At 71.9% G+C, this 9,977-nt stretch carries 7 protein-coding genes; all 7 read left to right on the forward strand.

The annotated features are described in order from the left end of the window. Positions 1–539, forward strand: a 539-nt coding sequence (locus K6I34_RS23135; RefSeq protein ID WP_229328253.1) for a homocysteine S-methyltransferase family protein, incomplete at its 5' end; no start/stop codon positions are given. A gap of 369 nt (positions 540–908) precedes the next feature. Further along, positions 909–2,423 carry a hypothetical protein gene (locus tag K6I34_RS23140; protein ID WP_229328254.1) on the forward strand — a complete coding sequence of 505 codons (1,515 nt, stop codon included), beginning with the start codon at positions 909–911 and terminating at the stop codon, positions 2,421–2,423. Positions 2,424–2,427: 4 nt separating this feature from the next. Next, a complete protein-coding gene (locus K6I34_RS23145; RefSeq protein WP_229328255.1) occupies positions 2,428–3,114 on the forward strand; it encodes an NUDIX hydrolase in 687 nt (228 codons plus the stop codon). An 80-nt stretch (positions 3,115–3,194) separates the two neighbouring features. Beyond that, positions 3,195–4,745, forward strand: coding sequence for a 3' terminal RNA ribose 2'-O-methyltransferase Hen1 (locus tag K6I34_RS23150; RefSeq protein ID WP_229328256.1), 1,551 nt, complete (start codon positions 3,195–3,197; stop codon positions 4,743–4,745). Next, entirely contained in the window at positions 4,742–7,357 is a 2,616-nt protein-coding gene (locus K6I34_RS23155) for a polynucleotide kinase-phosphatase (RefSeq protein WP_229328257.1), read from the forward strand. Before K6I34_RS23150 ends, K6I34_RS23155 begins: the two co-directional genes overlap by 4 nt. Positions 7,358–7,581: 224 nt before the next feature. Beyond that, positions 7,582–8,838: an arginine deiminase gene (locus K6I34_RS23160; RefSeq protein ID WP_229328258.1), complete on the forward strand. Its 1,257-nt coding sequence runs from the start codon at positions 7,582–7,584 to the stop codon at positions 8,836–8,838. A gap of 97 nt (positions 8,839–8,935) precedes the next feature. Next, positions 8,936–9,937 carry an ornithine carbamoyltransferase gene (gene argF, locus K6I34_RS23165; protein WP_229328259.1) on the forward strand — a complete coding sequence of 334 codons (1,002 nt, stop codon included), beginning with the start codon at positions 8,936–8,938 and terminating at the stop codon, positions 9,935–9,937. Positions 9,938–9,977: the final 40 nt, after the last annotated feature.

Consider the following 9,977-nt stretch of genomic DNA (forward strand, 5'->3'; position numbering starts at 1 on the left):
GCAGCGAGTACCGGGGACGGTACGGGCTGAGCGTCGCGGAGCTGGAGCGGTTCCACCGGCCGCGGGTGGCGGCCCTGGCCGAGGCGGGCCCCGACGCCCTCGCCCTGGAAACCGTGCCGGACGTGGACGAGGCGGAGGCGCTGCTGCGGGCGGTCGAGGGCTGCGGCGTGCCTGTATGGCTGTCGTACAGCATCTCCGACGAGCACACCCGGGCAGGACAGCCTCTGCGGGAAGCGTTCGCGCTCGCCGCGGGCCATGACCAGGTCATCGCGGTCGGGGTCAACTGCTGCGAGCCGGAGGACGCGGACCGGGCCGTCGCGCTCGCGGCGGAGGTCGCCCGGAAGCCCGTCGTCGTCTACCCCAACAGTGGCGAGCGGTGGGATGCCGAGGCCCGCGACTGGCGGGGGAGCCCCACGTTCGATCCCGCCAGGGTCGCCTCGTGGCGGTCGGCGGGTGCCCGGCTGATCGGAGGGTGCTGCCGGGTCGGCCCGGACGGCATCGCCGGGTTGGCTCGCGTCCTTGCCCCGGCCAGGGGCTGAGCGCTCCGCGGGAAGTGCGGTCCGATCGCCGCGGGCCGATGGGGCCGGTCGTGCCCACACGGCGGAGCCGCACGCTGCGGCGGCCCTACGCCCCGCACCCCACGTCCCTGTCGGGGCCCGGGGCCGCTGCGGCGTCGAGCCCCCGGCCTTGGCCGAATTCCTGCGCGGTGCCGTGGCGGCCTGTGCTGAGCAGCGGCCGAGCTGACGGCGCCCCAGATGCCTCACGCGCCCCTGGCGGTGATTGCAACACCAGTGCTCTCATTCGTAACGCCCTTTTACGCAATCCTAGTTGCGTCAACAGCGACTCCAGGCCAGTGCTTCACCGCTAGCGTGGGAACAAGGAGTCCGGACGATCGGGTGGGGCGAGGCATGACTGCTCAGGACACGGGTGACGCGATTGTCAGGGTGCAGCCGACGGGCCTCGCTCAGGGGGCGGTCATCGCACAGTCGCTCGACAATGAATGGGTCGACGCGAAATTGACCCGGCGCATGGTCGAGAAGGGAATTCCGCTCCAGGACGTCGAGGGCACACGCAACAAGGACGCGCGCGCCGAATACTTCCGCGGTCTCATCAATACGCGGCAACTCATCGTGAACCGCGCCTTCTTCTACAACAACAAGGCCGTGAGCCGCGACCTCGTCGCGGGCGGCGAGGCCCGGTCCGCCCACCGGAGATTACTGGCCGACGGCTCGCTGGTGCCGTACCTCCTCAACGAGCGCGAGCCCACCGACCGCCCGCCGAACATGACGCTGGACGAGGAGGCGTTCACCGCCTGGCGGGACACGGTCTCCGGAATGCCCGCGAGCTCGCGCATCACCTGCGTCCGGATGTCCTGGGAGGACCGGGAGAACCGCGAGGCCACCATGGGCGCGCTGTTCAACCCCTTCGCCGGCCAGGTGCAGCGGCTCACCGCGACGGACATCCCCACGCTCGCCTCCCACGTCGGCGTCCCGCCCGAGCGCGTCCCCGCGTTCCGCGAGAGAATGCGCGAGCTCGTCGAATTCAGCAGCGGACGCCGCAGCCGTGACGAGCTCGTCACGCGCAGGGTGCTCTACGACGAGTTCGTGTCCGTCCCGGGCCTGGGCGTGTCCGACGTCCGCTACGACCGGAACAAACCGTTCGCCGCGGAGATCAAACAGCTCCTGGACCTCATCTACAACGTCAACCTCGCCGACGCCCTGGGCGTGTATCCACTGACCCCGGCGGGCAGCATCCGGCGGGTCGCCCTCCAGGAATGGACCACCTTGCGGAGGACCCCGGCCGACACCGTCACCGACGCCGAGCAGCTGCTGCTGTTCCTGCGGCGGCAGGCCTTCTCGGCCGTCCAGGACCACCTCACCCCGTTGAACGTCGACGGCCTGGAGCTCGCGGACGTCTGGAGTCTGCGGCAGAGCGAGGCATGGGCGGCCTACATCCGGGCCTTCGACGCCCTCACCTCCGACCCCGTCGCGTTCCACGACCGGGTCGGTGAGGTCTTCGACCGCTACATCAGGCTCAACGCCGAGATCGTCCGTGTCGCGGCGGGCCGCAGGACGCGCCGCCTGGAGTCCAGCAAGTGGTTCCCCGTCATCGAAGTGGTCGTCCTCCTCGGCGGCGCGGTCTTCAGCGCGGTCACCGGTGACGAGACCTGGAACGTGGTGGGCGACATCGGCGCCGTGACCGCCAAGACCGGTGGTTCCGTGCAACTGGTGCTGCGCAACAGGCTGGACGGCGGACGGCAGCAGAAATTCGCCCGGGAGATAGCCACCGTGCGGTTGGACAGCGAGCGGGAGTGGGCACGATTCCACGGGCTGGTACGCCAGTTGCCCGGATACCGGGAGACGCGCGGTCCCCGGGCGGCCACCAGTTCCGCCACCGTCCAGGACGAGCTACCGGAGTACTGAACCCGTGTCAGAAGACGCCGTGACCCCCTACGACCGGCTGCGTGCCGCCCGCCCCGAGCTGTTCGGCAACGACCCGGAGGGCATCGAGATCGTCCTCGACCCGGACGGCATCGAGGAGGCGCGGCGCGTCATGGGGCTGGTCATAGGGGAGGGCCCGCAGGGGCACGGCGTCGTCTACACCGATCCCTTCGTCACCGTCGTCCGCGACGCCGTCCGTTTCCCCGGCGGCCTCCTGGGCCTCTATGTACGCATGCTGAGCACCGCCGCGGCACCGGGGGCCGTCATCCTCCCCCTGACGGGCACCGACGGCGTCGTGCTCGTCGAGCACTACCGGCACGCCACACGGTCCTGGCACTGGGAAGCGCCGCGCGGCAACGGCCGGGCCGGTGCCTCCGGCGCCGAGACCGCCGCCCGTGAACTCGCCGAGGAACTGGGCACGCAGGCCACGGAGCTCGTGCCCCTGGGCCGGGTGCACCCGGACACCGGGCTGCTCGGCGACTGCGTCGAGCTGTTCGCCGCCCGCATCGAGGGCACGGGGAGGCTCGACGCCGCCGAGGGCATCCGGCAGGCGGTCACCCGGCCGTGGCCCGCCGTGGCGGACATGATCGCCAACGGTGACATCACGTGCGGCTTCACGATCGCGGCCTTCACCCGGGCCCGGCTGAAGGGGCTCCTGGGCGCCTGCCACTGAGCGCGCACCGGTATGACAAGCGCGCCGACCTGTGGAAAACCCGTGGGAGACGCCGCACCGATCCGGCAATAATCGCCTGTGTGTTCCTGACGATGACCACCACCGGCATTCCCGGCTCACCCGCCACCGACCTCGGCTTCCTGCTGCACAAGCACCCCGACAAGGCGCAGCAGTTCTCGACCTCCCACGGGGCGGCGCACGTCCTCTACCCCGAGGCCGACGACGACCGCTGCACGGCCGCGCTGCTGCTGGAGGTCGATCCCGTGGCGCTCGTGCGCAGGGCGAAGGGCAAGGGCCGCGGAGGCGCGCCCGACTCCGCGCTCGCGCAGTACGTCAACGACCGGCCGTATGCGGCGTCCTCGCTGCTGGCCGTGGCGCTCGCCGCCGTCTTCTCCAGCGCGCTCAAGAGCCAGTGCGCGGCACGGCCCGAACTGCCCGGCCGGGCCAGGCCCCTGCGCGTCGAGGTGCCCGTCCTGCCCGCGCGGGGCGGCCCCGGCCTCGTGGAGCGGCTCTTCACCCCACTGGGCTGGAAGGTCACGGCGGAGCCGGTCGCGCTGGACGAGCGCTTCCCCGAATGGGGCGACTCGCGGTACGTACGGCTCGTCCTGGAGGGCGAGCGGACGGTCGCCGAGGCCCTGCGCCACCTGTATGTCCTGCTCCCGGTGCTCGACGACGCCAAGCACTACTGGGTCGCGCCCGACGAGGTGGAGAAGCTGCTGCGCTCCGGCGCCGGCTGGCTGGAGGACCACCCCGAACAGCGGCTCATCACCGACCGCTACCTCACCCGGCGCCGGTCGCTGACCCAGGACGCCCTGGAACGCCTCGCGCTCGCCCGGCTCGCCGAGTCCGACGACACCGAGCCGGAGCGGCTCGACAACGCCGTGGACGAGGAGGCCGACACCGAGGAGAAGCCCGTGCCGCTCGCGGTGCGGCGCCGCGAGGCGATCCTCGGCGCGCTGCGCACCGCGGGCGCCGCCCGTGTCCTCGACCTCGGCTGCGGCCAGGGCCAGCTGGTGGGCGAGCTGCTGAAGGACCCGCGGTTCACCGAGGTCGTGGGCCTCGACGTGTCCGTGCGCGCCCTGCGGACGGCCGCGCGACGGCTGCGCCTGGACCGTATGACCGAACGCCAGGCGGCCCGCGTGCGACTGCTCCAGGGCTCGCTCGCCTACACCGACCGCAGGCTCACCGGCTACGACGCCGCGGTGCTCAGCGAGGTGATCGAGCACGTGGACCCGCCGAGGCTGCCCGCGCTGGAGTACGCCGTGTTCGGCGCGGCCCGGCCCGTCACCGTCGTGGTGACCACACCCAACGTGGAGTACAACGTGCGCTGGGAGACCCTGCCCGCCGGGCACGTGCGCCACTCCGACCACCGCTTCGAGTGGACCCGCGAGGAGTTCCGCACCTGGGCGGAGCAGGTGGCGCGGCGGCACGGCTACGGGGTGGAGTTCGCCCCCATAGGACCGGACGACCCCGAGGTGGGGGCACCCACGCAGATGGCCGTCTTCCACAGGAACGCGACGGCGGAGGACGGCGGCAGCAGAACCGCACAGGACAGCGACAGGACCACGCAGGACGGAGACAGGACAGTGCAGGGCAGGAACGAGACCGTGAAGGAGGCGAAGGCCGCATGACCGGCACCACCACGGACGACGTCCGTACCCTCGCCGTGCCCGAGCTGTCCCTCGTGGTGCTCGTCGGCGCCACCGGATCGGGCAAGTCCACCTTCGCCGCACGCCACTTCAGACCTACTGAGGTGATCTCCTCGGACTTCTGCCGCGGACTGGTCAGCGACGACGAGAACGACCAGAGCGCCAGCGGCGACGCCTTCGACGTCCTGCACTACATCGCGGGCAAGCGGCTCGCGGCCGGGCGGCTCACCGTCGTCGACGCGACCAGCGTCCAGCCGGAGAGCCGCAAGCAGCTCGTACGGATCGCGCGCGAGCACGACGTGCTGCCCGTCGCGATCGTCCTCGACATGCCCGAGGAGGTCTGCGCGGCCCGCAACGCCGCACGCCCCGACCGCGCCGCCCTGCCGCGCCGCGTCATCCAGCGCCACCAGCGCGAACTGCGCCGCTCGCTCAAGAACCTGGAGCGCGAGGGCTTCCGCAAGGTGCACATCCTGCGCGGCGTCGCCCAGGCCGACGCCGCCGTGGTCGTCCGCGAGCCCCTCCTCAACGACCTGCGCCACCTCCGCGGGCCGTTCGACATCGTCGGCGACATCCACGGCTGCCGCTCCGAGCTGGAGACCCTGCTGGCCCGGCTCGGCTACGCCCTGACCCGCGACGAGGAGGGGCGTCCCGTCGACGCGGCGCACCCCGAGGGCCGCACGGCCGTCTTCGTCGGCGACCTCGTCGACCGCGGCCCGGACAGCCCCGGTGTCCTGCGCCTCGTCATGGGCATGGTCGCCGCCGGGCACGCCCTGTGCGTCCCCGGCAACCATGAGAACAAGCTCGGACGCCACCTCGGCGGCCGCAAGGTGCAGCTGACGCACGGCCTCGCCGAGACCGTCGAGCAGCTGGACCGCGAGGACGACGCCTTCCGGCAGCGGGTGCGCGCGTTCATCGACTCGCTGGTGAGCCACTACGTGCTCGACGACGGCGCGCTCGTGGTGTGCCACGCCGGACTGCCGGAGAAGTACCACGGCCGTGCCTCCGGCAGGGTCCGCTCGCACGCCCTGTACGGCGACACGACGGGGGAGACCGACGAGTTCGGCCTGCCGGTGCGCTACCCGTGGGCCGAGGACTACCGCGGCCGCGCCGCCGTCGTCTACGGCCACACCCCGAGCCCGTCGGCGACCTGGCTGAACAACACCATCTGCCTGGACACCGGGGCGGTCTTCGGCGGCCGCATGACCGCCCTGCGCTGGCCCGAGCGCGAGCTGGTGGACGTTCCCGCGGAGCGCGTCTGGTACGAGCCGGTCCGGCCGCTCGTCAGCGAGGCGCCGGGCGGGGCGGACGGCCGCCCGCTGGACCTGACCGATGTCACGGGGCGCAAGATCGTCGAGACGCGTCACCTGGGCCGGATCTCGGTGAAGGAGGAGAACGCCGCCGCGGCCCTGGAGGTCATGAGCCGCTTCGCGGTCGACCCCCGGCTGCTCGCCTACCTGCCGCCGACGATGGCTCCCTGCGCGACGTCCAAGGAGGAGGGTTACCTGGAGCACCCGGCGGAGGCGTTCGCCGCCTACCGCGCCGACGGCGTGCGCCAGGTGCTGTGCGAGGAGAAGCATATGGGCTCGCGCGCGGTGGTCCTCGTCTGCCGCGACGCGGACACCGCCCGTGAACGCTTCGGTGCCGCGGACGGCACACGCGGCGCGCTCTACACCCGCACCGGGCGGCCCTTCCTGGACGACGAGGGCACGGCCGGGCGCCTCCTGGACCGGCTGGCCCGGTGCGTCGGTGACGCGGGCCTGTGGGACGAGCTCGGTACGGACTGGCTGCTGCTGGACACCGAGCTGATGCCCTGGTCGCTCAAGGCCGAGGGCCTCCTGCGCAGCCAGTACGCCGCCGTCGGCGCCGCCTCCCGCGCGGCCTTCCCCGGCGTCCTCTCGGCCCTCGAGGCGGCGGCCGAGCGCGGGGTGGACGTGGCCGGGCTGCTCGGACGGCAGCGCGAGCGGGCCGGTGACGCGGAGGCGTTCACCGAGGCCTACCGCCGCTACTGCTGGCCGGTCGGCGACGCCACCGGGGACGGCGGCGGGCTGGACGGCATCCGGATCGCCCCGTTCCAGTTCCTGGCCGTGGAGGGCCGCAGCCTCGCCGCGCTCCCGCACGACGAGCAGCTCGCCATGACCGACCGGATGATCGCGGCGGAGGCCGCTGCTCCGTACGCGCACCGCATCCTCGCGCCCACCCGACGGCTGGTCGTCGACACCGAGGACGAGGCGTCCGTCGCCGCCGGTGTCCGGTGGTGGCTCGATCTCACCGCCGCGGGCGGCGAGGGCATGGTCGTCAAGCCGCTCCAGGCACTGGCCAGGGGCGCCGACGGACGGCTCGTGCAGCCGGGAGTCAAGTGCCGCGGGCGCGAGTACCTGCGGATCGTCTACGGCCCGGAGTACACGCGGCCGGAGAACCTCGCGCGCCTGCGGATACGGCACCTCGGGCACAAGCGCTCGCTCGCCCTGCGCGAGTACGCGCTGGGCCTGGAGGCGCTGGACCGGCTCGCCGCGGGGGAGCCGCTGTGGCGCGTGCACGAGGCGGTCTTCGCGATTCTGGCGCTGGAGTCGGAGCCGGTGGATCCGCGGCTGTAGTGGCCGCGGGCCCGTGGTGGCCTGCGGCGGCTGTGACGCCGTCGGGTGGCGCCTACTGGGGTGCCTCTTGCGCTCCGCGCGCGGCTGCGGGTCCGTTCTGGCTAGTCGCGCAGTTCCCCGCGCCCCTTATGGGGCGCGGGGGCCCTCTCCTCCGTTTTGGACACGGTCGGCGCGCGCGTGCGACGTACCGGCTGATCGCACCCCTTCCGGGCCAGGATGGTGGGATGGGATTCCACGTCGACTCCGAGACCGGGCGCCTGCGCCGCGTGATACTGCACCGTCCCGGCCTCGAGCTCAAGCGGCTCACGCCGTCCAACAAGGACGCCCTCCTCTTCGACGACGTCCTGTGGGTGCGCAGGGCCCGCGCCGAGCACGACGGCTTCGCCGACGTGCTGCGTGAGCGCGGGGTGAGCGTCCACTTCTTCCAGGACCTGCTGGAGGAGGCCCTGGCGGTGCCGGAGGCGCGTGCGCTCGTCCTGGACCGGATCTTCGACGAGAAGGAGTACGGCCCGCTCGCCACCGGCCACCTGCGGACGGCGCTCGACGGGCTGCCCGCGGCGGAGCTGGGCTCCTGGCTGGTCGGCGGGATGACGAAGCGGGAGTTCCTGGACCGCTACCCCGAGCCGGTCTCGGTCCGCTTCCACGTCATGGATCTGGACGACTTCCTGCTCAACCCGCTGCCCAACCACCTCTTCACCCGGGACACCTCCGCCTGGATCTACGACGGGGTGTGCGTCAACGCCATGCGCTGGCCGGCCCGTTGGCACGAGACCGTGCACTACGAGGCCGTCTACCGGTACCACCCGCTGTTCGCGGCGGGCTTCGGCCGGGGCTTCGCGCAGGGCGGCTTCCATGTGTGGTCCGAGGGGCAGGCCGCCTACCCCTCCACGATCGAGGGCGGGGACGTGCTCGTCATCGGCGAGGGCGCGGTGCTGATCGGGATGAGCGAGCGCACCACCCCGCAGGCCGTGGAGATGCTCGCGCACCGACTCTTCGCCACCGGTTCGGCCCGCACCATCGTGGCGCTGGACATGCCCAAGCGGCGCGCGTTCATGCACCTGGACACGGTGATGACGATGGTGGACGGCAACACCTTCACCCAGTACGCGGGGCTGGGCATGCTCCGCTCGTACACCATCGAGCCCGGCGTGGGCGAGCGGGAGCTGAAGGTCACCGACCACGCGCCGGAGCACATGCACCGCGCCATCGCCGCCGCCCTCGGGCTCGACACGATCCGGGTGCTCACCGCGACGCAGGACGTCCACGCGGCCGAGCGTGAGCAGTGGGACGACGGCTGCAACGTCCTGGCGATCGAGCCGGGCGTGGTCGTGGCCTACGAGCGCAACGCGACGACCAACACCTTCCTGCGCAAACATGGAATCGAGGTCATCACGATCCCCGGCAGCGAGCTGGGGCGCGGCCGCGGCGGGCCGCGCTGCATGAGCTGCCCCATCGAACGGGACGCGGTCGCCCGGGCCTGAGGCCCGACCGGGAACCCGTACTGCATAGCAATGCGAGTCTTCGTATAGACTTCCGATTTCCCGCAGTCGTGAGCTACGTGAGCTAGGAGCCCATCCCATGGCGACAGACCTCAAGGGCCGCCACTTCCTCAAGGAGACGGACTTCACCGCCGAGGAGTTCCACAGTCTCGTCGAGCTGGCGGCCGAGCTCAAGGCGGCCAAGCGCACGGCGGTCGAGGAGCAGCGGCTCCTGGGCAGGCATATCGCCCTCGTCTTCGAGAAGACCTCGACCCGCACCCGCTGCGCCTTCGAGGTGGCCGCCGCCGACCAGGGGGCGCGCACGACGTATCTCGACCCCGCGGGTTCGCAGGTCGGGCACAAGGAGTCGGTACGGGACACCGCCCGGGTCCTCGGTCGGATGTTCGACGCCATCGAGTACCGCGGTCATGGCCAGGCGGTGGTGGAGGAGCTCGCCCAGTACGCCGGGGTGCCTGTCTTCAACGGCCTCACCGACGAGTGGCACCCGACCCAGATGCTCGCCGATGTCCTGACCATGTCCGAGCACACGGCCAAGCCGCTGCAGCACGTTGCCTACGCGTACCTCGGCGACGCCCGCTACAACATGGGCAACTCCTACCTCGTCACCGGCGCGCTCCTCGGTATGGACGTCCGCATCGTGGCCCCGGAAGAGCTCTGGCCCGAGCCGGAGGTCATCGCTCAGGCCAGGCGGCTGGCGGAAGTGAGCGGTGCGCGGATCACGCTCACGGCGGACGTCGGGGAAGGGGTACGCGGCGCGGACTTCGTCGCCACCGACGTATGGGTGTCGATGGGCGAGCCGAAGGAGGTGTGGGACGCGCGGATCGCCCTGCTGTCCCCGTACGCCGTCACCATGGACGTGCTGCGCGCGACCGGCAACCCGGCGGTGAAGTTCCTGCACTGCCTGCCGGCCTTCCACGACCTCGGCACGACCGTCGCCCGTGAGATCCACGAACGCCACGGCCTCACGTCGCTGGAGGTGACGGACGAGGTCTTCGAGTCGCCGCACTCGGTGGTCTTCGACCAGGCGGAGAACCGTATGCACACGATCAAGGCGATTCTGGTGGCGACGCTTTCGGATTGACCGGGGGGTGCGTCTGTGGGGGGCCGGGGCGCCTATTGGG

This window comes from Streptomyces sp. UNOC14_S4 (genome assembly GCF_020740835.1).
Classification (GTDB): Bacteria; Actinomycetota; Actinomycetes; order Streptomycetales; family Streptomycetaceae; genus Streptomyces.